Source organism: Streptomyces manipurensis, from assembly GCF_049570255.1.
Lineage (GTDB): Bacteria > Actinomycetota > Actinomycetes > Streptomycetales > Streptomycetaceae > Streptomyces > Streptomyces manipurensis.
Window position 1 is genome coordinate 4,369,961 of the sequence record NZ_CP186950.1, and the last position, 23,847, is coordinate 4,393,807.

Below are 23,847 nucleotides of genomic sequence, written 5' to 3' on the forward strand. Positions count from 1 at the left end.
CGCTGGCGCCGGGAGCCCCCCAGGAGACTCGCAGCGGCAGTGGCATTGGAACACGTCGACGGGGGAGTGATGTCGGAAGCGGGGGGCGGCGCGGCCATGTGGGTGGTCGGCGCCGGAGTGGCGGCCGTCATGATGCCGTTCGTCATGTTCGTCGGCGTCAGCGGCAGCGGGGCGGACCCGAACATGGACGTCGTCGCGGGCGGCGCGCTCAATCCGAAGAACGTGCCCGCGCAGTACCTGCCGTGGGTGTTGAAGGCGGGCTCGATGTGCCCGCAGATCACCCCACCGGTCATCGCCGCGCAGATCGAGGCCGAGTCCGGCTGGATCAACGGCCGTACCTCGCCCGTCGGCGCGCAGGGCCTGTCCCAGTTCATGCCCGGAACCTGGGCCGGTTGGGGCCGCGACGACGACGGCAACGGCCAGATAAACCCCTTCGACCCCGGCGACGCCATCATGGCCCAGGGTCGCTACGACTGCGCCCTCGCCCGGGACGTCGAGCGGTACAAGGCCCGCGGCATAGCCGCCGGCCCCACCCTCGACCTCACCCTCGCCGCCTACAACGCGGGACCCGGTGCCGTCGAGGAATACGGCGGCATCCCCCCGTACAAGGAGACCCAGGGCTACGTCGTCGCGATCAAGAACGCGATGGCCAAGTACACGGCCATAGCGGAACCCGGTGGCGGCGGTACCGTCCCCGCCGGACAGAAGATGGCGATGCCGCTGCGCGGCAACTTCCCGGTGACCTCGCCCTACGGCATGCGGGTACACCCCACAACCGGCGTCTACAAGCTCCACACGGGCATGGACTTCGGTGTCCCCGCGGGCCACCCCGTCCTGGCGGCCCAGGAGGGCACCGTCACCTTCGCCGGCTGGAACGCCGCCTACGGGAATCGCGTCATCATCTCGCACGGCACCATCGGCGGCGCACAGGTCGCGACCACTTACAACCACATGTCCGCGCTGAACGTCGGCACCGGCCAGCGGGTCGGCGTCGGCACCGTGGTCGGGCTGGTCGGATCGACGGGCTACTCCACCGGCGCCCATCTCCACTTCGAGGTCCAGCAGAACGGCCAGTACGTGAACCCCGCACCCTGGATCGGCAGATGAGCGGGCCGAACCGGAACAGGAAGGAGAAGGCCGACGTGCGCAGAGGACTCGTCCTGGCCGTGACCGCGATCGTCGCCACCTCGCTGCTGACGGGGTGCGGTCTGCGCGATCTCGGAGACGACAAGGGCTCCGCGGCCTCGCCGCTGCCCGGCGTCTCCGAGACCTTCCCGCTGAAGGCTCCGCCGCCCGCGGGGAAGCCGCTCGACGCCCAGGCGAAGGTGCAGCCCGTACCCGCCCCTGATCCCGCCGACCCGGTCGCTGTCGCCCACGCCTGGCTGACGACGGCCTACACCTACGACACGGCTTACGACAGCAGCCCCCAGGACGCCAACCTGCGCGCGCTCGTGTACCTCACGGACCAGCAGGCCGAGGCCGAGCGTTCCTACCGGCCCGGCGCGGCAAGCGGTGCGGCCTGGGCGACCTGGGCGGAGCACAAGGCGTGGACCACCGTGGAGATCACGGCGGACGACGAGGGGCAAGGACCGGGCGACACGCCGGGTGCCTCGTACCGGACGTTCGCCGTGGACGGCAAGGCGCACGGCCGCGACGGCTGGACGGGCACAGGCCCCCAGCTGACCGCCGTCGTGAAGCTGGTCATGACCGGTCCCGGGACCTGGAAGGTCGCGGGTGCCACGGTGATCCCGGCGGCCACGCCGCCCGGTTCCGTGGCCACGTCCGCGCCGCGGTCCGCCTCCCCCTCCACCACCGCACGCTGAGCAGAGCCGAGGAAGCATGTCCCTTTTCAGTCGACGGGGTCGCACGCCGGAGCCCGTGCCGCAGCCGCTGCCGGCCGAGCCGGTCCGTGTGGAAGTGCACGTCACCGCGGACGGCCGGGTGGACGTGGCCGGCCGGCCGGTCGTTCCGGGGGTGGGGGAACCGGTGCAGGACGCGGTGCTCGACTATCTCCACCGGCAGGTGCTCTCCACGGGGGTACCCGTGCTCGCGACGGTGCGGGACGAGCGGATCGGGTGGATCACGCCGATCCAGGTCCACGCGGACGGTTCCAGCCGGTTCGCCGCGGAGCCGATACCCCTGCCGGAGCACATGCCGCGTCCTCAGGCCGCGAGCGAAGCGCCCGCGCCCGCGACCGTGCCCGCGGTGGCGGAGCCCGCGCCGGCTTCCGCCCCGCAACCCGGACCGGCACCCGTCATGGCACCCGAGCCCGATGCGAAGGCCGTGACCCCTGTGGCAGCCGGTGCGGTCCCTGCTCCGGAGCCCGCCGGTGTCGCATCGCCGCCCCCCACGTCGCCGGACCTCATCGACGGGCCCGTCGCACGCATCAACGAGGCCATTCAGCGCGGCTGGATCGAGTGGGCGGCCGGGCACGCACGGGAGAGCACGGCCACCGCTGCCGAGAGCCTCGGATGGGACGACCCCGGAGTGCTCCGCCTTCGGGAGCTGAACGCGTACGTCGCCTTCGTGGCCGGCGACGTGCGGCGCTCCTTCAACAGCTCGCTGGAAATCGCCCGGATCCGCTCCAGCCGGCAGGATCCGCTGGCCCTGCAGAGTGTCCACAACGCGGCCGCCGCATGGGCGAAGGTGGCCGAACCCGTCGAGGCCATCGCCATGGGCCGGGACCTGGTCGCCCTCTGGGTCCTCGCCGCCCCCGAGGGTTTCGACACCTCGCACCTGGACGCCGCACGGGCCAGGATCGCCCGCCTGGAGGAGCGCGCCGCCCGCTGACCCGGCGGCTGCGGGGTCAGCAGCCCGCGTCCGGCCGGCGCCGCCTGCGGAGGAAGGACGTCGTCGCCGGGGTCAGGAGGGCGAGGAGGGCCAGGGCGGCGCCTGCGAGGCCCGGGGTGAGGCCCTTCGGGGTGAAGGTGCAGGAGATCCGGTCCGTGCCCGGCGGGATCCGGACGGCCAGGAGGCCGTGGAAGTCGGTGGTGGGGGCCGAGCAGCTCCAGCCGGGGACCGCGGTGGTGGCGACGACCGCCGTTCCCGAGGCGCCGCGCGGGAGGGTGGCCTCGATGCCGTGGCCGCTCGGGCGGACCGTCGTGGCGCCCGTGGCGGTGAGGCGGGCGACGGCCGCGTCGAGCGCCGGGCGGTCCAGGCAGCCCACGGGGTGGGTGCCCGCGTCGGCCTTGTCCTTGTGGGTGCGGACGGTGATGTCGAGGGTGCCGGAGGCCGGGACGCGGCCGAGCGGGGTCACGCCGGTCCTCGCGTCTTCGAGGGCCGTCTCCGGGCCGTCGCCGGCCGCGAGGGTGCCGTAGAGGGTGGGGGAGTACCAGTAGGCCTCGGCGCCGGGGGTGCAGCGGGCGGTGTACGTGCGCTCGGATGCCGTGCCGCCGCGGGTGACCTCGGGGACCGCGTACACGGTGGCGCCCAGCACGGTCTCCTGGCGGGCGTAGACGCTGTCCGCCGGGTTCGGGGAGGCGTACGGGCCGCTGCGTACGGTGACCAGCGGGGGAGCGGGGAACCGGTCGGCCGTCCAGGTGTCCTCGGCCTGCCCCGGGCGGACCCGCGCGCCGATCGAGAAGATCGCGTCGAGCACCGGGTTGTCGGCGCCGAAGAAGGTCCGGCCGTCGTTCTTGAAGCCGTACCCGAGGGGCTCCAGGGCCCGGTAGGTGACCTCCGGGAGGTAGCTGCTGTAGTACTGCGGCCCCTCCGCCCGCAGCGCCAGGGCGTCGTTGTACGCGGTCTGCGGCGCGCCCGGGTCGGTGCGGTGGCCGGGCCAGCCCTCGACCCGGCGGACCGCGTCGAAGTGGTCGGCGATCGACCGGTTGGAGGTGGGGATCGGCTTGGCCCAGCGCTCACGGGCCCGGCGGGCGTCCGCGCCGGCCGCCGCGGCCGTGGACTCGGCGAGGACCACGCCCACCATGAGCACGGCCGCGACCGGGATCAGGTACCGGCGCTTCTCGCCGAGCCGCAGCAGGACCAGGGCCAGGACGGAGACGGCGCCGCCGCCGAGCACCGCGTGCCAGGTCCAGCCGCCGAAGTCGTCGGTGTGCCGCAGGGCGAAGGCCGCGACGGCCAGTGCCCCCGCGCCGGCGGCCAGGTGCAGCGGGCGGGGCCGGTGGGCCAGCGCCAGCCAGGCGAGCACCACCACCATCCCGCTGAAGACGAAGGCCTCGCGGTAGGGGTTGCCGTTCGGCACCGCCAGTCCGTGCCACACGTACTGGGTGGGCGGGAACTGGAAGGAGGCCGCCACCAGCACGGTCGCCGCGGCCCACACCAGGCGGGTGCGGCGGGCGATCCGGCCGTTCAGGACGAAACTCAGGGCCAGGACCAGGCCGAGCGAGGCCACGTACAGCCGGGGGCGGCCGCCCCACAGGTGGGTGGCGGGGAGCATGCCCGCGAGGAAGACGTCGAGCCCCACGGGCTGGAAGGCCGCGGCCCGGGTGGGCTGCGCGGCGCCGCTGGACAGGAAGGACGGCAGCAGCAGCGGCAGGGTCAGCAGGATGCCGGTGGCGGCGGCGCCGGCCGCCCGCCACAGGGCGCGCAGCCGTTCGCGGGCGGTCATGCCCCGGGTGGCCATCCGTACGGCGAGCAGGACGCAGGCGGCCATCGTGGCCATCATCGCCGTGTAGAAGTTCCCGAACCAGGCGAGGGCCACGAGCAGGGCGGCACCCGGCCAGCGGCGCCCCTCCAGGCACCACTCGACGGCGATGCCCAGCATCGGCAGGGCGACCAGGCCCCACAGCCACATCGGGATGTACGAGGCGTCGCTGAGCGCCCAGCCGCACAGGCCGTACACCGCGCCGAGCACGCCCCGCTGCCACCAGGGCCCGGGGTTCAGCCGGCCGAGGTACACCGTCATCACGGCGGCCGCCGTGCCCATGGTGAGCGGCGTGACGGCGAAGACGACGAGGTCGACGTGGGCGCGCGGGACGAGGACGGCCAGCCAGGAGAAGGGATTGCCGAGGTAGGTGTGGAAGTCGGACAGGAACTGCTGTCCGAAGCCGCCCCGCCAGGTGAAGAGCAGGTCCCCGGCGGCCTGCCCGTGGACCAGGTCCCACAGGGCCCGGTGGAAGGGCACGTACTGGTTGGCCTGGTCGTTCAGGGCCCGCCCGGTGTTGCCGAAGGGGAAGGCGCCGCGCGCCACCCAGGCGGCGCAGAACGCGGCCGCGGTGATCAGGAAGGCGAGCAGCGGGCCGCGGGCGCGGGGGAGGCGGCGGGTGACGCCGAGGGCGGCTCTGCGGGCGGCCGGCACCCGGCCCGGGGCGGCGGGCCCGGGGTCGACGGCGGTCGGCTCGGGTGCCACGGTGCCCAATGTGCTGCTCCCTGCTGATCGGCTCCCGGGCGCCCAGCGCCCGGGCAAGCTGTCAGTTTAGGGCGAGACGGCGGGCCGGCCGGCCCAGCGGGCCGCGCCCCGCTTGCGCGCGGCGGATTTTCGTGCTGGGCATTTGTTTTGACCTACCTCTGTGAGGTAGGTACGCTCTGACCTTGTGCCTGGGGTGTGCCCTGGGCTCCCGCGTGCGCTTAGACCCGCGGTGAGCCGAGAAGACCACACCGCGAACCCGCGCTTCCCTCGCTTCGGCGAAGGTGTGCAGGATCCGACACACCCGACCGCGTGGGTCGGCAAAGTTCCAGGTTAGCTTCACTACACGGCACACAGAAACCGGAGAAGTAGTGCCTACGATCCAGCAGCTGGTCCGTAAGGGCCGGCAGGACAAGGTCGAGAAGACAAAGACTCCCGCGCTCGAGGCTTCGCCCCAGCGTCGTGGTGTCTGCACGCGTGTGTTCACGACCACCCCGAAGAAGCCGAACTCGGCGCTCCGTAAGGTCGCGCGTGTGCGTCTGACCTCCGGCATCGAGGTCACCGCTTACATTCCGGGTGAGGGACACAACCTGCAGGAGCACTCCATCGTGCTCGTGCGTGGTGGCCGTGTGAAGGACCTGCCGGGTGTTCGTTACAAGATCATCCGCGGTGCGCTTGACACCCAGGCTGTCAAGAACCGCAAGCAGGCCCGCAGCCGCTACGGCGCCAAGAAGGAGAAGTAAGAATGCCTCGTAAGGGCCCCGCCCCGAAGCGCCCGGTCATCATCGACCCGGTCTACGCATCTCCTCTGGTGACCTCGCTCATCAACAAGATCCTCCTGAACGGCAAGCGCTCCACCGCCGAGCGCATCGTCTACGGCGCCATGGAAGGCCTCCGCGAGAAGACCGGCAACGACCCGGTCATCACGCTGAAGCGCGCGCTGGAGAACGTCAAGCCGTCCCTCGAGGTCAAGTCCCGCCGTGTCGGTGGCGCGACCTACCAGGTCCCCGTCGAGGTCAAGCCGGGTCGCCAGTCGACCCTGGCCCTCCGCTGGCTCGTGGGTTACTCCCGCGCCCGCCGTGAGAAGACCATGACCGAGCGCCTCATGAACGAGCTGCTCGACGCCTCCAACGGTCTTGGCGCTGCCGTCAAGAAGCGCGAGGACACGCACAAGATGGCCGAGTCCAACAAGGCCTTCGCGCACTACCGCTGGTAGTCCCAACCCACATCGAGACCGAGAGAAGACTGAGCCGACATGGCTACCACTTCGCTTGACCTGGCCAAGGTGCGCAACATCGGCATCATGGCCCACATCGACGCGGGCAAGACGACCACCACCGAGCGCATCCTGTTCTACACCGGTGTCTCGTACAAGATCGGTGAAGTCCACGACGGCGCTGCCACGATGGACTGGATGGAGCAGGAGCAGGAGCGCGGCATCACGATCACGTCCGCCGCGACGACCTGTCACTGGCCGCTCGAGGACGTCGACCACACCATCAACATCATCGACACCCCGGGTCACGTCGACTTCACGGTCGAGGTGGAGCGTTCGCTCCGCGTCCTCGACGGTGCCGTCACCGTGTTCGACGGTGTCGCCGGTGTGGAGCCGCAGTCCGAGACCGTTTGGCGTCAGGCGGACCGCTACGGCGTCCCGCGCATCTGCTTCGTCAACAAGCTCGACCGTACCGGTGCCGAGTTCCACCGCTGCGTCGACATGATCAAGGACCGCCTCGGCGCCGTCCCGATCGTCATGCAGCTCCCCATCGGTGCCGAGGCCGACTTCCAGGGTGTCGTCGACCTCGTCCGCATGAAGGCGCTCGTCTGGTCCGCCGAGGCCACCAAGGGCGAGATGTACGACGTCGTCGACATCCCGGCCACCCACACCGAGGCCGCCGAGGAATGGCGCGCCAAGCTCGTGGAGACGGTCGCCGAGAACGACGAGACGATGATGGAGCTCTTCCTCGAGGGCGAAGAGCCCACCGAGGAGCAGCTGCACGCGGCCGTCCGCCGCATCATCCTCGGCTCCGGCAAGGGCAAGGGCGAGCCCACGATCACCGCGGTGTTCTGTGGCACGGCGTTCAAGAACAAGGGCGTTCAGCCCCTGCTCGACGCCGTCGTCCGCTACCTGCCGTCGCCGCTGGACATCGAGGCCATCGAGGGCCACGACGTCCGCGACGCCGAGGTCGCCGTGAAGCGCAAGCCGTCGGACGAGGAGCCCCTCGCCGCGCTCGCGTTCAAGATCATGAGCGACCCGCACCTCGGCAAGCTCACCTTCGTCCGGGTTTACTCGGGCCGCCTGGAGGCCGGCACCGCGGTGCTGAACTCCGTCAAGGGCAAGAAGGAGCGCATCGGCAAGATCTACCGCATGCACGCGAACAAGCGTGAGGAGATCGACTCGGTGGGCGCCGGCGACATCGTCGCCGTCATGGGCCTGAAGCAGACCACCACCGGTGAGACGCTGTGCGACGACAAGCAGCCCGTGATCCTGGAGTCCATGGACTTCCCGGCTCCGGTCATCCAGGTCGCCATCGAGCCCAAGTCCAAGGGTGACCAGGAGAAGCTGGGTGTCGCCATCCAGCGTCTCGCGGAGGAGGACCCCTCCTTCCACGTTCACTCGGACGAGGAGACGGGCCAGACCATCCTCGGCGGTATGGGCGAGCTGCACCTCGAGGTGCTGGTCGACCGTATGAAGCGCGAGTTCAAGGTCGAGGCCAACGTCGGCAAGCCGCAGGTCGCGTACCGCGAGACGATCCGCAAGGCCGTCGAGCGTCACGACTACACCCACAAGAAGCAGACCGGTGGTACCGGTCAGTTCGCCAAGGTGCAGATCGCGATCGAGCCCATCACCGAGGCCGACGGCCCGGCGTACGAGTTCGTGAACAAGGTCACCGGCGGTCGTGTGCCGAAGGAGTACATCCCTTCGGTGGACGCGGGTGCGCAGGAGGCCATGCAGTTCGGCATCCTGGCCGGCTACGAGATGACGGGCGTCCGCGTCACGCTTCTCGACGGTGGCTACCACGAGGTCGACTCTTCCGAGCTCGCCTTCAAGATCGCCGGTTCGCAGGCCTTCAAGGAGGCCGCGCGCAAGGCTTCTCCCGTGCTCCTCGAGCCGATGATGGCCGTCGAGGTCACCACGCCGGAGGAGTCCATGGGTGACGTCATCGGCGACATCAACTCCCGCCGTGGCCAGATCCAGGCCATGGAGGACCGTCACGGAGCCAAGATCGTCAAGGGCCTCGTGCCCCTGTCGGAGATGTTCGGCTACGTCGGCGACCTCCGCAGCAAGACCTCGGGTCGCGCCAGCTACTCGATGCAGTTCGACTCCTACGCCGAGGTTCCCCGGAACGTCGCCGAGGAGATCATCGCGAAGGCCAAGGGCGAGTAACTCTTCCGAGTACACGCTTTAGGCTTGTCACCAGAACCTCGGGGGCAACAGGAGCAACCGCTCCCGTTGCCCCGGGGGGACTGGCTTTCCAGCAAAGATCACCTGGCGCCGATGAGTAAGGCGTACAGAACCACTCTCCAGGAGGACCCCCGTGGCGAAGGCGAAGTTCGAGCGGACTAAGCCGCACGTCAACATCGGCACCATCGGTCACATTGACCACGGTAAGACGACCCTCACGGCCGCCATTACCAAGGTGCTGCACGACGCGTACCCGGACCTGAACGAGGCCTCGGCCTTCGACCAGATCGACAAGGCTCCTGAGGAGCGCCAGCGCGGTATCACCATCTCCATCGCGCACGTCGAGTACCAGACCGAGGCGCGTCACTACGCCCACGTCGACTGCCCGGGTCACGCGGACTACATCAAGAACATGATCACCGGTGCCGCGCAGATGGACGGCGCGATCCTCGTGGTCGCCGCCACCGACGGCCCGATGCCGCAGACCAAGGAGCACGTGCTCCTGGCCCGCCAGGTCGGCGTCCCCTACATCGTCGTCGCCCTGAACAAGGCCGACATGGTGGACGACGAGGAGATCCTGGAGCTCGTCGAGCTCGAGGTCCGTGAGCTCCTCTCCGAGTACGAGTTCCCGGGCGACGACCTGCCGGTCGTCCGCGTCTCCGCGCTGAAGGCGCTCGAGGGCGACAAGGAGTGGGGCGAGAAGCTCCTCGGCCTCATGTCCGCCGTCGACGAGGCCATCCCGACCCCGCCGCGTGACACCGAGAAGCCGTTCCTCATGCCCGTCGAGGACGTCTTCACGATCACCGGTCGCGGTACGGTCGTCACCGGCCGTATCGAGCGTGGTGTCCTGAAGGTCAACGAGACCGTCGACATCATCGGTATCAAGGAAGAGAAGACCACCACCACGGTCACCGGTATCGAGATGTTCCGCAAGCTGCTCGACGAGGGCCAGGCCGGTGAGAACGTCGGTCTGCTCCTCCGTGGCATCAAGCGCGAGGACGTCGAGCGCGGCCAGGTCATCATCAAGCCCGGTTCGGTCACCCCGCACACCGAGTTCGAGGCCCAGGCCTACATCCTGTCGAAGGACGAGGGTGGCCGTCACACCCCGTTCTTCAACAACTACCGTCCGCAGTTCTACTTCCGTACCACGGACGTCACGGGTGTCGTCACCCTGCCGGCCGGCACGGAGATGGTCATGCCGGGCGACAACACCGAGATGTCGGTCGCGCTGATCCAGCCGGTCGCCATGGAGGAGGGCCTGAAGTTCGCCATCCGTGAGGGTGGTCGTACCGTGGGCGCCGGCCAGGTCACCAAGATCACGAAGTAATTCGTGTTCTGACCTGGTAGCTCGTTCGACGAGCACCAAGTTGCACTGGAGGGCCCCGGCCCATCGCCTCGGCGGTGGGGCGGGGCCCTTCGGCGTGTGCGGAGCACGGCCGCGCTCCGCGGTGCCGGAGGGCCGGCTGCGGCCCCGTACGTACGAGAAGGGCCGCACCCCTGGACGGGGTGCGGCCCTTCTCGTACGTACGGCGGTGGCGTCGCGTCAGCGCACGCGCAGGGACTCCGTGAACTCCACGCAGGCGGCGTGGTCCGGCAGCAGACCGGTCGCGAGGGCCTCGGCCAGCGAGGGCGCGGCCTCGTCGCGGGCGGACAGCTGCGGCACCTCGGCCGGCCACTCGATGCCGAGGTCGGCGTCGAGGGGATGGACGGAGTGCTCACCGGTCGGGTTGTACGTCTCCGAGCAGAGGTACGACAGCGTCGCGTCGTCGGACAGCGCGCAGAAGCCGTGGCCCATGCCCTCGGGGATGTAGACCGCGCGGCGGTCGACGTCGTCGAGGCGGACGCCCTCCCACTGGCCGAAGGTGGGGGAGCCGACCCGCAGGTCGACGATGACGTCGAGGACGGCACCGCGCACGCAGGTCACGTACTTGGCCTGGCCTCGCGGGACGTCGGCGAAGTGGATGCCGCGGACCACGCCGGCGGAGGAGACGGAGAGGTTCGCCTGCGCCAGGTTCAGCGGGTGGCCGACGACCTCGGCGAGACGGTCGAAGCGGTACCACTCGGTGAACAGGCCGCGCGGGTCGCCGTGCAGCTGCGGGGTGACCTCGAAGACGCCCTCGAGGGAGAGTTCGCGGAACTTCACTTGGCCGCCTCCTCGTCGAGGAGGGTCAGCAGGTAGGTGCCGTAGCCGCTCTTGGTGAGGGGCTCGGCGAGGGCGCGCAGCTGCGCGGAGTCGATCAGGCCGGCCCGCCAGGCCGCCTCCTCGATGCAGCCGATCTTGAAGCCCTGGCGCTCCTCGATGACGCGGACGAACTCGGAGGCCTGGACCATCGACACGAAGGTGCCGGTGTCGAGCCAGGCGGTGCCGCGGTCGAGGATGGTGACGTTGAGCTCGCCGGCCTGGAGGTACGCGTCGTTGACGGCGGTGATCTCCAGTTCGCCGCGGGCGCTGGGCTTGAGGCCCTTGGCTATCTCCACGACCTGGTTGTCGTAGAAGTACAGACCGGGCACCGCGTAGCGGGACTTGGGGCTGACCGGCTTCTCCTCGATGGAGATGGCCTGCCCCTTCTCGTCGAACTCCACGACGCCGTAGGCCGTCGGGTCGGCGACCGGGTACGCGAACACGCGGCCGCCCTTGGCGCCGGTGTGCTCGGCGAGGCGCGTGCCGAGGCCGCTGCCGTGGAAGATGTTGTCGCCGAGGATCAGCGCGACGGACTCGTCACCGATGAAGTCGGCGCCGAGGACGAACGCCTGGGCGATGCCCTCCGGGCGCTCCTGGACGGCGTACTCCAGCCGCAGACCGAACTGCGAACCGTCGCCGAGCAGACGCTCGAACTGGTCGCGGTCTTCCGGGGTCGTGATGATCAGGATCTCGCTGATACCCGCCATCACCAGGGTGGAGAGGGGGTAGTAGATCATCGGCTTGTCGAAGACGGGGAGCAGCTGCTTCGAGACTGCCCGGGTCAGCGGCCAGAGTCGGGATCCGGTACCACCGGCCAAGAGGATTCCACGCATGGGGAGAACCCTATGCGAGAGCCCGTGGGGGAGCGGAGCTCAGGGCATGTGACGTTCGGCGGCCCGCTAGACTCTTCGTATTATGCGCATCCTCGTGACCGGCGGCGCCGGCTTCATCGGTTCAGAATTCGTTCGCCAGCAGCTCGGCGCAGATGCCACGGCGCAGATCACTGTCTTCGACAAGCTGACCTACTCGGGCGTCGAGGCGAACCTCGCACCGGTCGCGGGTCACTCGGGATACGCCTTCGTCAAGGGCGACATCTGCGACGCGGACGCCGTCGACCAGGTGATGCCCGGTCACGACGTCGTCGTGCACTTCGCGGCCGAGTCGCACGTGGACCGTTCGATCGCCGGTGCGGGCCCGTTCGTCATGACGAACGTCGTCGGCACCCAGGTCCTGCTGGACGCCGCGCGCAAGCACGGGGTCGGCCGCTTCGTCCACATCTCCACCGACGAGGTCTACGGCTCGATCACCGAGGGCTCCTGGACGGAGGAGTGGCCGCTGGTGCCCAACTCCCCCTACTCCGCGTCCAAGGCCTCGTCGGACCTGCTGGCCCTGGCCTACGCCCGTACCCACGGCATGGACGTGGTGGTCACCCGCTGCTCCAACAACTACGGGCACTACCAGTTCCCGGAGAAGGTCATCCCGCTGTTCGTCTCCAACCTGATGGACGGCCGGAAGGTCCCGCTGTACGGCAACGGCGGCAACGTCCGCGACTGGCTGCACGTCTCCGACCACTGCCGCGGCATCGACCTGGCCATGCGCAAGGGCCGGGCCGGCGAGGTCTACAACATCGGCGGCGGCACCGAGCTCACCAACAAGGAGCTCACCGGCGTCCTGCTGGAGGCCGCGGGCCTCGGCTGGGACATGGTCGAGCACGTCGAGGACCGCAAGGGCCACGACCTGCGCTACTCCATCGACATCAGCAAGATCGGCTCCGAGCTGGGCTACACCCCGCAGGTCACCTTCGAGGACGGCATCAAGGCCACCATCGACTGGTACCGCGAGAACCGGGCCTGGTGGGAGCCGCTGAAGGCGAAGGCGGCCCTGCAGAAGTGAGTACCGACTCGCCCGCCGGCCGCTGGCTCGTCACCGGCGCCGCCGGGATGCTCGGCCAGGACGTCCTGGCGGTCCTGAAGAGCGCCGGCATCGACGCCGTGGGCCTGCGCCGCGGCGACCTCGACATCACCGACCCGGACGCCGTGCGCGCCGCGGTCGAGGGTGCCGACGTCGTCGTGAACTGCGCGGCCTGGACCGACGTCGACGGCGCCGAGACCGCCGAGGAGGCGGCAACGGCCGTCAACGGCACCGGTGTACGGGTCCTCGCCGCGGCCTGCGCCGCCGCGCGGGCGCGGCTGGTCCACGTCTCCACCGACTACGTGCTCCCCGGCGACGCCGCCGAGCCGTACGCCGAGGACGCCGCGACCGGACCGGTCAACGCCTACGGGCGCTCCAAGCTGGTCGGCGAGCAGGCCGTCGCCGAACTGCTGCCGCAGGACGGGTACGTCGTACGGACCGCCTGGCTGTACGGCGAGCACGGGCCGAACTTCGTCGCCACCATGCTCAAGCTGGCCGCCCAGCGCGACAGCCTCGACGTGGTCGACGACCAGCACGGCCAGCCCACCTGGTCCCACGCGCTCGCCCGCCACCTGGTCGACCTCGGCCTGGCCGCGTCGGCGGGCCGCGCTCCCGGCGGGGTCTACCACGGCACCGCGAGCGGCCGGACCACCTGGATGGGGCTGGCCCGCGAGACCTACCGGCTGAGCGGCCTGGACCCCGAGCGGATCCGTCCCACCACCTCCGAGGCGTTCGTGCGCCCCGCCGTCCGTCCCGCGTTCAGCGTGCTCGCGCACGATCGGTGGGCGCGGGCCGGGCTGGCCCCGCTCGCCGACTGGCGCGAGCAGCTGGCCGAGGCCCTCGCCACCCCGGGCTTCGCGGCCCTGGCCGAACAGGCCCGGGGCGGCCGAGCGGGATGAAGGCCCTGCTGAACAAGTTGAGCGCGGCGCTGCCGCCGGGCACCGTCGCGGTGGCCGGCGGCACCGTCGTGCTCGGCGCGGCCTCGTACGTCCACCTGGGCGTGGCCGGGCACAGCCTGTCCACCGAGGCCATGGCGAACGTGTCGGTGCTGTGGACGATCGTGATGTCCATCGGCATCGGCGTCTTCTTCCCCATCGAGCAGGAACTGACCCGGATCGTCTCCGCGCGCGTCGTCCTCGGCGCCGGCACGACCCCGGTGCTGCGCCGGGCCACGCTGCTGACCGCGGGGATACTCGGCACGACCCTGCTGCTCCTGGCGCTCGCCGCGGGCCCGATCGCGGACCTCCTCTTCCACGGTGACCGGTCCCTGGTGGCGGCCCTCGGCGGGGCCTTCACGGGCATGGCCGTGTGCTACCTCACCCGCGGGGTGCTGGCCGGACTCGGCCGGTTCGGGGCGTACGGCACCCAGCTCGCCGTCGACGGCGGCCTGCGGATCGTCCTCGCCTTCGGCTGCGCGCTGCTCGGCTCGGACTCCGCGCTCGCCTTCAGCCTCGTCCTCGCCGTCGCGCCGGTCGTGGCGACGGCCGTCACCCTGCCGGCGCTGCTGCGCGCGGTGGGTCCCGGCGAGCCGATCGCCTGGCGGGAACTGTGGGGCGGGCTCGGCCTGCTGGTCTGCGCGACCCTGCTGTCCCAGCTGGTCGTGAACGCGGCCGTGATGAGCACCAAGCTGCTGGCCCCCGCCGACAGCGCGCTGATCGCCGCGCTGATGAGCGCCCTGGTCCTGGCCCGGGTGCCGCTCTTCGTCTTCGGCTCGCTCCAGGCCTCGCTGCTCAGCGGGCTGACGGCTGCCTTCACCGCCGGGGACCGGGCCGCCTTCTGGGCGATGCTGCGCCGCATCGCCCTGGTCGTCGGCGCGCTCGGCCTGCTCGGCGGCCTGCCGGCCACGGCCCTCGGCCCGTGGCTCATCGAGGTGCTCTTCGGCGCCGAGGATCCGGTGCTGGGCCGCTTCGACTTCTTCCTGCTGTCCGCCGGCACCGTGGCGTACATGTTCGCGATGGTCCTCGGACAGGCGCTCATGGTCTTCAGGCGGCACAACCTGCAGCTGCTCTGCTGGGCCCTGGGCACGGCCGTCCTGGTGGGCGTCACCCTGCTCCCGGGCGACGTGTCGGTGCGCGTGATCGTGGCCTACGCCCTGGGATCCACCGCAACCGTGCTCGCTATGCTGGCGTCCCTCAGGCTGAGCTTCCCCGGAGCCTCGGGCGCGGCCGGCGGAACCTCCCGGCCGATGGCCGAGGCGCACGGCCCGGGCGTGGGCGCCGTCGGGAAGTGAACATGCCGCCCCAAGACGTCACACCGATCACCGAGCACTCGCACGTGCCACATTCCGCTGGAGCTACCGTGTCCCAATACGACGATGTCTGGCTGGTCATACCGGCCTTCAACGAGGGCCAGGTGATCGCCGACGTGGTCGAGGGGGCCCGCAAGACGTTCCCCAACATCGTCGTCGTCGACGACGGCAGCACCGACGACTCCGCCGAGCACATCGCGGCCACGGGCGCCCACCTGGTCCGCCACCCGGTCAACCTCGGGCAGGGCGCGGCCCTCCAGACCGGTCTGAAGTACGCGCTCGCCCAGCCCGGTTCGCGCTGGTTCGCGACCTTCGACGCCGACGGCCAGCACCAGACCAAGGACGTCGAGACGATGGTCGGCGTGCTGCGGCGCGACGAGGCCGATGTGGTGCTCGGCTCCCGCTTCATCGAGCAGAACGGCCAGGTGCCGTGGATCAAGCAGGTGGTCCTGCGCACGGCCGCCGCCGTCAGCCCCACCGCCCGCAAGCTCAAGCTCACGGACGCCCACAACGGTCTGCGCGTCCTGAGCCGCAAGGCCGCCGAGCAGCTGAACATCACGATGAACGGCATGGCGCACGCCTCCGAGCTCGTCGGATTCCTGGCGGGCTCCGACCTGCGCGTCACCGAGGTCCCGGTGGACATCCTCTACACCGAATACTCGCGCTCCAAGGGACAGTCCCTCATCAACGGCGTGAACATCATCTTTGACATTTCGCTGCGGGAGCGTGGGCGTCGATGAAGTACTTCTGGATCCAGCTCGTCCTCATCGCCGGCTCCGTGTCGATGGCCCTGATCTTCATCCGGACGTGGAGCCAGGCGAAGAACCGGGCCTGGAAGCGCATCGCCTTCTCGCTCTTCGTCATCGTCAACGTCTACGCCGTGCTCCGGCCCACCGACGTCACCTGGCTCGCCCAGCAGCTCGGCGTCGGCCGCGGCACCGACCTGGTGCTCTACGTGATGGTCCTCGGCATGGGCTTCCTCACGCTCAACACCTTCCTGCGGTTCCGCTCGCTGGAGAAGAAGATCACCGACCTGGCGCGCACCGTCGCCATCAACGAGGGCGTCCGGCACAACGACGAGCGGCTGAACGGCGAGGTCCCGGCACCCGCCGCGGCCGCCGCCGAGTCCGCCCCCGAGCCCGCCTCCGACTCCGTGAAGGCCTGACGCCCCGTGGTGACCTTCGACTTCATGCTTCCCTACTACGGGGACGTGCAGCTGATGCAGGACGCCGTCCGCAGCGTCCTGGCACAGACCGACCGCGACTTCCGCCTCGTCGTCATCGACGACGGCCGGGAGCCCGACGTACCCGGCTGGTTCGCGGCGCTCGGCGACGACCGCGTGCACTACACGCGCAACGAGCAGAACCTCGGCATCACCAAGAACTTCCAGAAGTGCGTCCGGCTCTCCGAGGCCGACTACGTGGTCATCATGGGCTGCGACGACCTGCTGCACCCGCACTACCTGGAGACCGTCCGCGGCATCGTCGAGGGCCGGCCCGGCATCGGCATGGTCCAGCCCGGCGTCGAGGTCATCGACGGCGCGGGCCGGGTCACGGCCGGACTCGCCGACAACACCAAGAAGCGGCTGTACGCGCCCCAGGTGAAGGGCAGCCGCCTGATGGGCGGCGAGGAGCTCGCCGCCAGCGTGCTGCGCGGCAACTGGCTCTACTTCCCCTCCATCGCCTGGCGCGGCGAGGTGCTGCGCGCCGTGAACTTCCGCGACGACTACTCGGTGATCCAGGACCTCGCCCTCGTGGTGGACCTGCTGGAGGGCGGCGAGCAGATGGTCGTCGACAACTCCACCACCGTCTTCCAGTACCGCCGGCACGCCGTCAGCGAATCGTCGGTCCAGGCCTTCTCCGGCACCCGCTTCGCCGAGGCGGAGCGCTACTTCTCCGCGGTGGCCGCACGCATGGACGCCCGCGGCTGGCCCAAGGCGGCCCGCGCGGCGCGCTTCCACAGCGCCTCCCGCCTGCACGCCCTGACGATGCTCCCTGGCGCACTGCGCCGCGGGCACCGCGAGGGCGCCCGTACGCTCGCCAAGCACGCCTTCACTTCCGGGCAGGGCTGAGCCTCCTCCCGTATCCCACGAAACGGACTGAGATGACACACCTCGCTCCCGAACAGGCCGGTGAGGCGGGCACCTCCGTGCCCGCCTCCGCCGAGGCGGCAGAGAGGAAGACCAGTCCGTCCCCCTCGGGGAGACGGGCGTGGCTGTCCAACCGGTGGGTGCCGCGGCTGGCCGAGGCCGTGGTCAGCGTCGTGGCGGCCCTCATGGTCACCCTGCTGAGCACCCGGATCGGCATCAACCCCGTCGTGCGCATCGGGCAGGTCAGCGGCCTCGCCCAGCTCCAGCAGTACGCGGCCCTGCTCGGCCTCCCGCTGCTCGCGGTCCTGCTGTACACGGCGTACCGCAGCACGCCGGCCCGGCACCAGCTGGCCAAGCGGCTGGTCTGCGCGGCACTGGCGGGCCTCGCCACCGGCGTGGTGGCCGGCGGCGTGGTCGTCGCCCTGCAGGGCACCCCCTGGGGGCTCGGCGGCCAGGACGGCGACCCGGGCGCGCTCATCAACATGGCCAACTCCTTCCTGCACGGGGAGGGTGTCTCGGGCATCTACCCGCCGCTCTTCCCCGGCCTGATGGCCGTCTGGGCGAAGCTGCGCCACGACGTGCCCGGCGGCACCGGCTACGCCCTGAAGGACTTCCAGATCTTCTTCACGGCCGTCGCCGGCCCGATGACGTACCTGGCCTGGCGCATGCTGCTGCGGCCCTTCTGGGCGCTGCTGATCGCCGTGCCCTCGGCGGTGCTCTTCATCGACCCGATCCGCCCCTACAGCCACGCCAGCATGCTCGTGACGCTGCCGCTGCTCGGCTACTGCATGCGCGAGCTCCGCCGCGCCGGCCACCGTCCGCTGCGCGGCTCGCTGGTGCGCGGCGCGGCCCTCGGCGTGGTCTTCGGCCTGGTGTTCCTCTGGTACTCCGGCTGGTACGTCTGGGCCGCCCCGGGCGTGGGGCTGCTGGCGCTGGTCCTCTTCCCGTGGCGGGGCGGAGCGCAGGCCCGCAAGCGGGCCGGCGCCTTCGTCGGCGCCACCCTGCTGGCCGCCGGGATCGTCGGTGCCCCGCTGCTCTACCAGATGGCCCGGCTCGGCTCCCAGCACCCGGACCGCTACGCCTTCCTCACCGTCTACACCGACCCCGCGTACGTCCTGGGCTGGACGTCCGACCGGTCGGGGTCGGTGGAGTACCAGGACTGGCCGGTGGCCGGCGAGATGGCGGGCCAGACCGGCTTCGCGCTGCTCCTGCTGTTCGCCGTGGGCCTGGGCGTCGGCCTGGCCCTGCGCAACGCGATGGTCCTGACCGCCGCCGCCACCCTGGCGGGCGCCTGGCTGCTCCGCTTCTGGTTCGCCGGGAACATGGAGCAGAGCCAGACCGTCCAGCTCTACCCGCGCACCACCTGGATCATCATGTACTGCCTGATGATCATGGCGGTGTTCGGCATGATGGCCGTGGTCCACCGCGGATCCGGATGGGCCGAGCGCACGCTGCGGCGGCCCGGCGCCGGCGCGGAGGGCACCCGCGTCGTCCCCCGGCGGGCCGTCGCGCAGCTCGCCGCCGGCATGGTGTGCGCCATCGCGCTCTTCGCCACCATGGGCGCCTCCTGGTCGGTCAACCGGTACATGCCGCAGTCCGACACCACCTCGATGGGGATCGACGCCTACCGGGCCCACAACGTGCGGACGTCCGACGGCACCTGCCCGCGCTACGCCGCGGACGGCGAGTGCCAGAAGATCCGCAACAAGAACTGGAAGCAGGCTCCGGACAAGGGCTTCTGGTGCGGTGGCATCGACCCCGTGGACTGGCCCGTCGTCTGCGGCATCAAGGCCCCGCAGGAGGAGCTGGAGCGGGCCGAGAAGGAGAAGCAGGAAGAGGAGTCGAAGGACAAGAAGGCGCAGGAGAAGGCCAAGAAGTAGCCCTCGCCCCCCTACGGGACCCCCGCGCAGTCCGCTGCGGCCGGGGGTCCCGCTGTGTCCGCACCTTCGTTCGAGCCGGGGTCACCCCCCTGTCCCGACGGTGATCGCCGGCCAGTAGCATCCGCCCCATCAGGCATGTTTTCCGACGCGGTCGGAACAGTGGCGGGGGACAAGTTGAGAGCAGGTCGTCTGCGCGGTACGGCAATCGCCGCCGCGCTCGGCGTCGTCGCGGTGCTGGGCATCCAGGGCGTCGCGAACGGCATCGGAGCGTCCGACGGGGGAGAGGTCTCCCCGTACAGCGCCCGGGCCCGGGAGAAGGGGCCGGTCGAGGGGGAGCTGCACAAGCTCGCCCTGAAGCCGAAGGGCAGGGGAGAGGCCGTGCTCTCCCAGCAGGACACCGAGCCCTTCGGGCTCCTCGGCGTCTCCTGGAGCGACCCCGAGGCCGAGGTCAAGGGCCGGATCGAGGCCCGCACGCGGGACGCCGACACCGGCAAGTGGTCCAAGTGGGTCCAGCTGGAGCAGGCCGAGTCCGGCCTCGACGGCAAGCGGCCCGGCCTGCGCGGCGCCACCGAGCCCGTGTGGGTCGGCCCGTCCGACGGCGCCGAGGTACGCGTCATCGGCGGTGGCGGCGCCGCGCTGCCCGCCGGGATGGAGCTGACCCTCGTCGACCCCGGCGCGGGAGCCGCGAAGACCAAGAAGAAGAACGACCTGGGCCTGGCCCCGGTCGCCGCCGCCCTCCCCGCCGACGACCCCGTGCCGCCGGTGCCGACCCCGGCACCGGCCTCGACCGCGCCCCGGCCGGACGTGGTCTCCCGCGTGCAGTGGGGCGCCGACGAGTCCCTGAACAACGAGGGACCGATCTACCTGCCCGGCGGGCGGATCAAGGCCGTCTTCGTCCACCACACCGCGGCCACCACGCCGTACGAGTGCTCCGAGTCCGCGGCCATCGTCCGCAGCCTGCACGTCTACCACGTACAGGGCAACGGCTGGCGCGACCTCGGCTACAACTTCCTCGTCGACAAGTGCGGCACCGTCTTCGAGGGCCGCCAGGGCGGTGTGGACCAGCCCGTCCAGGGCGCCCACACCTACGGCTGGAACGCCGAGTCCACCAGCGTCTCCGTCCTCGGCGACTACACCAACGCCGGTGCCTCGGGCGCCGCGCTCGACGCCGTCAACAGGGTCGCGGCCTACAAGCTCGGCCAGTACGACGGCGACATCAACGGCACGACGACGCTGACCGCGGGCGACACGCAGAAGAACTACTTCGGCACCTCCTTCACCAAGGGGCAGCAGTACACCTTCAAGTCGCTCTCGGGCCACCGGGACGGCTTCAACACCCAGTGCCCGGGCAACGCCCTCTACCCCCAGCTGGACTCGGTCCGGACCTCGGGCCCCGCGGCCCAGCTGAAGATCTCCTCGGTGAACGGCGCGGCGGCCACCCCCGGCGCCACCCTTCCCAGCGGAGCCTTCCTGACGGTCGACTGGTCCACCAGCACGCCGAACGCCCGGCTGAACAAGTTCGAGCTGCTCGTCGACGGCGAATCCGTGGCCGTCACCGACGGCACGGCCCGCCGGGCGAGCGCCGCACTCACCGACGGCAGCCACCAGGTGCAGGTCCGCGCGACCACCACCAACGGCAAGGTCTCCACCGCCCTCGCGGTCACCGTCGCCGCGGACGTCAAGGGCGCCAAGTTCGTCCCGCTCGCCCCCAAGCGCCTGATGGACACCCGTACGGGCCTCGGTGTCCCGGCCGGGGCCGTCGGCGCCGGCAAGGTCGTCACCCTCCCGGTGGCCGCCGCCACCGGCGGCACGCCCACCGCAGTGGTCCTCAACGTGACCGCGACCAACCCGACCGAGGCGAGCTTCGTGTCGGTCTACCCCAGCGGCACGACCCGCCCCAGCGCCTCGAACCTGAACTTCACCCCCGGCCGCACCATCCCCAACCTGGTGGTCGTGCCCGTCCTGGACGGGAAGGTCAGCTTCTACAACAACCAGGGCAGCGTCGACCTGATCGCCGACATCACCGGCTACTTCACCTCGACCGGCGGCGGGGCCACGCAGACCAACTTCGGCCCGAAGCGGCTGATGGACACCCGCACGGGCCTCGGTGTCCCGGCCGGCGCCCTCGGCGCGGGCGGCGTCGTCACCCTGCCCGTGGCCGGCCTCGACGGCATCCCCGCCACCGGCGTGAAGGCCGTGGTCCTCAACGTGACCGCGACCAACCCGACCCAGCCCAGCTTCGTGTCGGTCTACCCCAGCGGCACGACCCGCTCCGGCGCGTCGAACCTGAACTTCACCCCCGGCCAGACCATCCCCAACCTGGTGATCGTCCCGGTCGTGGACGGGAAGATCAGCTTCTACAACAACCAGGGCACCGTGGACCTGCTCGCCGACATCACCGGCTACTTCTCGGACGCACCCGAGGGCGCCCTCCAGGCGAACTTCGGCCCGAAGCGCCTGATGGACACCCGTACGGGCCAGGGCGTGCGCCAGGGCCCCGTCACCGGGGGCGGCGTCGTCACCCTGCCCGTGGCGGGCGTCGGCGGGATCCCGGCCACCGGCGTGAAGGCCGTGGTCCTCAACGTGACCGCGACCAACCCGACCGAGGCCAGCTACGTGTCCGTCTACCCGAGCGGCACGCCCCGTACGAGCGCGTCGAACCTGAACTTCACCGCCGGGCTCACCATCCCCAACCTGGTCGTCGTCCCGGTCGTGGACGGCAAGGTCAGCTTCTACAACAACTCCGGATCCGTGGACCTGCTCGCCGACATCACCGGCTGGTTCAGCTCCTGACCGACCGCAGCACCCGCAGGTGAGGGGCCCCGCACCGGATGGTGCGGGGCCCCTCGCGTCGCCCGCGGACGACGCGGCCGCACGCACCCCGCCCCCCCACACACACACGAACGAAGCACGCACACACAGGACGGGACCGGACGATGGCGAACGACAGGGACAACGGCAGGCCGGGCATGTCCGACGAGGACTGGGCCCGCTTCCAGCAGCAGGCGGCCGCGGGCGGCGCGGCGGCTCCGCGCGAGCCCTCCGCACGGGCCCGGGAGGTCACCGCACGGCTGCGGGCCACCCAGGGGCAGGAACCGCCGGGCTGGCGCACCGGGCCGGCGTGGCAGCAGCGCCGCCGCCCGGGGCGCACGCTCAAGGCCACCCTGGCCGTCGCCGCCATCGCCGGCCTGGCCCTCATCGCGGTGCGGCCCGAGCTGCTCATCGACCGGATCACCGGCGAGGCCGAGGCCCGGCAGGAGGCGCGCAACGCCGCACCGCTCCCCGCCGAGACCGCACGCCCGCTCGCGCCCCCGCCCTCCCTGGCCCCCGACCAGCCGACGCTGTCGGAGCCCTTCCGCGGCTCCCCGGCGCTCCAGTGGGCCGACGGGGCCGCCGGCATCGAGGTGCCCGCGGCGACGCCCATGGCCGGGATGTCCGCGGAGAAGGTCGCGGACGCGCTGCAGAAGGCCAAGCAGTTCCTCGTCGCGGCCAACCTGGACCCGGCGACCCTGCGGGGGGAGCGGCCGGCCGCCGCCATCGAGCTCCTCGACCCCCGCCAGCCCGGTCTGATGAAGGACGTCGAGCGGTACCTGAGCGCGCCGACCGCCCAGGACACCCCGGTGATGCTGTTCACCCGCTTCGACCCGGCCGAGGTCAAGCCGGTCGGCGAGGTGGTCAAGGTCCGCGGCAGCATGCGCGCTGAGCCGGGGGAGCCCGGGGAGCTGCGCGTGGTCACCGACTACACCTTCGTGCACCCCGTGACCCCCACGAAGGGCGGCACCGACGTCCAGCGGACCATCGTGCGCCGGCAGGTCACCCTCTCGCTGCTGGACCCGGCGCGCTGGGAGACCACCCGCGGCCGACTGCAGCTGCACACCTACAGCTCCGAGTGGTCCAACGTGGGGTGCGAGGCGGCCGACGGCTTCCTCCACCCGCAGTTCGCCGGGGACGCGCTCCCGGGCCCGCAGCCCACCGGGCCCGCGGTGGACCCGTACGACCGGAGCAGGGAGATCAGGGGCGAAGAAGGGTGCGGGACGGTCACCCGGTCCTGACCGGAGGGGCCCCGCCGCGCGACGGGCGCGCCGCGGTTTGACCACTCAGCGTGGCGGGGTATTCTCTTCGGCCCGATTGGCCAGGTACGTGTCTCGTATGGCAGACTACTCAAGTTGCTCGGCTGAGTGCCGATGCTGCGCGCCTCCCGCCGGGAGGACCGGAAGCGAGTCCCACAGTACTCGTCGTCCTTAATCTGCCCCTCGGGGCAGCAATGGGGACGGACGTACGGGAATCTTCTGGGAAGTGTCAGCACGGTGCCCACCAGGCACTCGGTGGGTGTTTCTCCCCCGAACCGCGGTCATGGGACCGCACCCCCTTGGACGAGGGAATTTCCGTATGGGAATTTTCTGTGGAGGGAGTGCGACACGCCCGACCGCGTGGGTCGGAGAGAAGCGGCGGGATCCGTCCCGCAGCCGACCGAGGGCCAGAGCGTTTCCACACAGAGACAGGACTACGGAGTAGCCATGGCGGGACAGAAGATCCGCATCCGGCTCAAGGCCTACGACCACGAGGTCATCGACTCCTCGGCGAAGAAGATCGTCGAGACGGTGACCCGCACTGGTGCGTCGGTCGCGGGCCCGGTGCCGCTGCCCACTGAGAAGAACGTGTACTGCGTCATCAAGTCGCCGCACAAGTACAAGGACTCGCGCGAGCACTTCGAGATGCGCACGCACAAGCGCCTGATCGACATCCTCGACCCGACGCCCAAGACCGTTGACTCGCTGATGCGCCTGGACCTTCCGGCCGGCGTCGACATCGAGATCAAGCTCTGA

General features: G+C 70.9%; 20 protein-coding genes. 17 read left to right on the plus strand and 3 right to left on the minus strand.

Going from position 1 to position 23,847, the window contains the following annotated elements:
* The first annotated feature begins 69 nt into the window (after nucleotides 1-69).
* From ACPU2J_RS20310 to ACPU2J_RS20320, 3 genes are read left to right on the plus strand one after another with little or no spacing between them, the layout of a single operon-like run.
* The gene (locus ACPU2J_RS20310) at nucleotides 70-1,107 is read left to right on the plus strand and encodes a peptidoglycan DD-metalloendopeptidase family protein (RefSeq protein WP_420079904.1); all 1,038 of its coding nucleotides are present in this window, start codon (nucleotides 70-72) and stop codon (nucleotides 1,105-1,107) included.
* Between the two features lie 35 nt (nucleotides 1,108-1,142).
* Nucleotides 1,143-1,823: a hypothetical protein gene (locus ACPU2J_RS20315; protein WP_423833773.1), complete on the plus strand. Its 681-nt coding sequence runs from the start codon at nucleotides 1,143-1,145 to the stop codon at nucleotides 1,821-1,823.
* Nucleotides 1,824-1,878: 55 nt separating this feature from the next.
* Nucleotides 1,879-2,790, plus strand: a complete 912-nt coding sequence (locus ACPU2J_RS20320; RefSeq protein ID WP_423833774.1) for a hypothetical protein — start codon at nucleotides 1,879-1,881, stop codon at nucleotides 2,788-2,790.
* 16 nt (nucleotides 2,791-2,806) lie between these two features.
* On the opposite strand, the gene ACPU2J_RS20325 is transcribed toward ACPU2J_RS20320, so the two are convergent.
* Nucleotides 2,807-5,308: a YfhO family protein gene (locus tag ACPU2J_RS20325; protein WP_423833775.1), complete on the minus strand. Its 2,502-nt coding sequence runs from the start codon at nucleotides 5,306-5,308 to the stop codon at nucleotides 2,807-2,809.
* 368 nt (nucleotides 5,309-5,676) lie between these two features.
* Here ACPU2J_RS20325 and rpsL point away from each other — a divergent pair, with 368 nt between their 5' ends.
* The 4 genes from rpsL to tuf all read left to right on the plus strand — a co-directional run bounded on the left by rpsL (nucleotide 5,677) and on the right by tuf (nucleotide 10,038).
* Entirely contained in the window at nucleotides 5,677-6,048 is a 372-nt protein-coding gene (gene rpsL / locus ACPU2J_RS20330) for a 30S ribosomal protein S12 (RefSeq protein WP_007265893.1), read from the plus strand.
* Between the two features lie 2 nt (nucleotides 6,049-6,050).
* A complete protein-coding gene (rpsG, locus tag ACPU2J_RS20335) occupies nucleotides 6,051-6,521 on the plus strand; it encodes a 30S ribosomal protein S7 (protein ID WP_007265894.1) in 471 nt (156 codons plus the stop codon).
* Between the two features lie 39 nt (nucleotides 6,522-6,560).
* Entirely contained in the window at nucleotides 6,561-8,693 is a 2,133-nt protein-coding gene (gene fusA / locus ACPU2J_RS20340; protein WP_361591120.1) for an elongation factor G, read from the plus strand.
* A gap of 151 nt (nucleotides 8,694-8,844) precedes the next feature.
* Nucleotides 8,845-10,038, plus strand: a complete 1,194-nt coding sequence (gene tuf / locus ACPU2J_RS20345; RefSeq protein WP_030653602.1) for an elongation factor Tu — start codon at nucleotides 8,845-8,847, stop codon at nucleotides 10,036-10,038.
* 216 nt (nucleotides 10,039-10,254) lie between these two features.
* On the opposite strand, the gene rfbC is transcribed toward tuf, so the two are convergent.
* Nucleotides 10,255-10,854: a dTDP-4-dehydrorhamnose 3,5-epimerase gene (rfbC, locus tag ACPU2J_RS20350; protein WP_361591119.1), complete on the minus strand. Its 600-nt coding sequence runs from the start codon at nucleotides 10,852-10,854 to the stop codon at nucleotides 10,255-10,257.
* Nucleotides 10,851-11,726 (minus strand): glucose-1-phosphate thymidylyltransferase RfbA, encoded by an 876-nt coding sequence (gene rfbA, locus ACPU2J_RS20355; RefSeq protein ID WP_361591117.1) that lies wholly within the window; start codon nucleotides 11,724-11,726, stop codon nucleotides 10,851-10,853. The genes rfbC and rfbA overlap by 4 nt, the downstream gene beginning before the upstream one ends.
* Before the next feature lie 82 nt (nucleotides 11,727-11,808).
* On the opposite strand from rfbA, the gene rfbB reads away from it, so the two are divergent.
* From rfbB to rpsJ, 10 genes are all read left to right on the plus strand, one after another.
* The gene (gene rfbB / locus ACPU2J_RS20360; RefSeq protein ID WP_420079899.1) at nucleotides 11,809-12,786 is read left to right on the plus strand and encodes a dTDP-glucose 4,6-dehydratase; all 978 of its coding nucleotides are present in this window, start codon (nucleotides 11,809-11,811) and stop codon (nucleotides 12,784-12,786) included.
* Entirely contained in the window at nucleotides 12,783-13,703 is a 921-nt protein-coding gene (gene rfbD, locus ACPU2J_RS20365; RefSeq protein ID WP_420079898.1) for a dTDP-4-dehydrorhamnose reductase, read from the plus strand. The genes rfbB and rfbD overlap by 4 nt, the downstream gene beginning before the upstream one ends.
* A complete protein-coding gene (locus ACPU2J_RS20370; RefSeq protein WP_361591112.1) occupies nucleotides 13,700-15,034 on the plus strand; it encodes a lipopolysaccharide biosynthesis protein in 1,335 nt (444 codons plus the stop codon). Before rfbD ends, ACPU2J_RS20370 begins: the two co-directional genes overlap by 4 nt.
* Before the next feature lie 68 nt (nucleotides 15,035-15,102).
* A complete protein-coding gene (locus ACPU2J_RS20375) occupies nucleotides 15,103-15,792 on the plus strand; it encodes a glycosyltransferase family 2 protein (RefSeq protein WP_361591110.1) in 690 nt (229 codons plus the stop codon).
* Complete coding sequence (locus ACPU2J_RS20380; RefSeq protein WP_389069292.1) at nucleotides 15,789-16,217, plus strand: DUF2304 domain-containing protein; 429 nt, start codon at nucleotides 15,789-15,791, stop codon at nucleotides 16,215-16,217. The genes ACPU2J_RS20375 and ACPU2J_RS20380 overlap by 4 nt, the downstream gene beginning before the upstream one ends.
* A 6-nt stretch (nucleotides 16,218-16,223) precedes the next feature.
* Entirely contained in the window at nucleotides 16,224-17,123 is a 900-nt protein-coding gene (locus ACPU2J_RS20385) for a glycosyltransferase family 2 protein (RefSeq protein ID WP_361591106.1), read from the plus strand.
* A gap of 32 nt (nucleotides 17,124-17,155) precedes the next feature.
* Nucleotides 17,156-19,021 (plus strand): hypothetical protein, encoded by a 1,866-nt coding sequence (locus tag ACPU2J_RS20390; RefSeq protein ID WP_423833776.1) that lies wholly within the window; start codon nucleotides 17,156-17,158, stop codon nucleotides 19,019-19,021.
* A 174-nt stretch (nucleotides 19,022-19,195) separates the two neighbouring features.
* On the plus strand, nucleotides 19,196-21,814 hold the full coding sequence (locus ACPU2J_RS20395; RefSeq protein ID WP_423833777.1) for a peptidoglycan recognition protein family protein: 2,619 nt from the start codon (nucleotides 19,196-19,198) through the stop codon (nucleotides 21,812-21,814).
* Nucleotides 21,815-21,957: 143 nt separating this feature from the next.
* Complete coding sequence (locus ACPU2J_RS20400) at nucleotides 21,958-23,073, plus strand: hypothetical protein (protein ID WP_423833778.1); 1,116 nt, start codon at nucleotides 21,958-21,960, stop codon at nucleotides 23,071-23,073.
* A 465-nt stretch (nucleotides 23,074-23,538) separates the two neighbouring features.
* A complete protein-coding gene (gene rpsJ / locus ACPU2J_RS20405; protein WP_003948644.1) occupies nucleotides 23,539-23,847 on the plus strand; it encodes a 30S ribosomal protein S10 in 309 nt (102 codons plus the stop codon).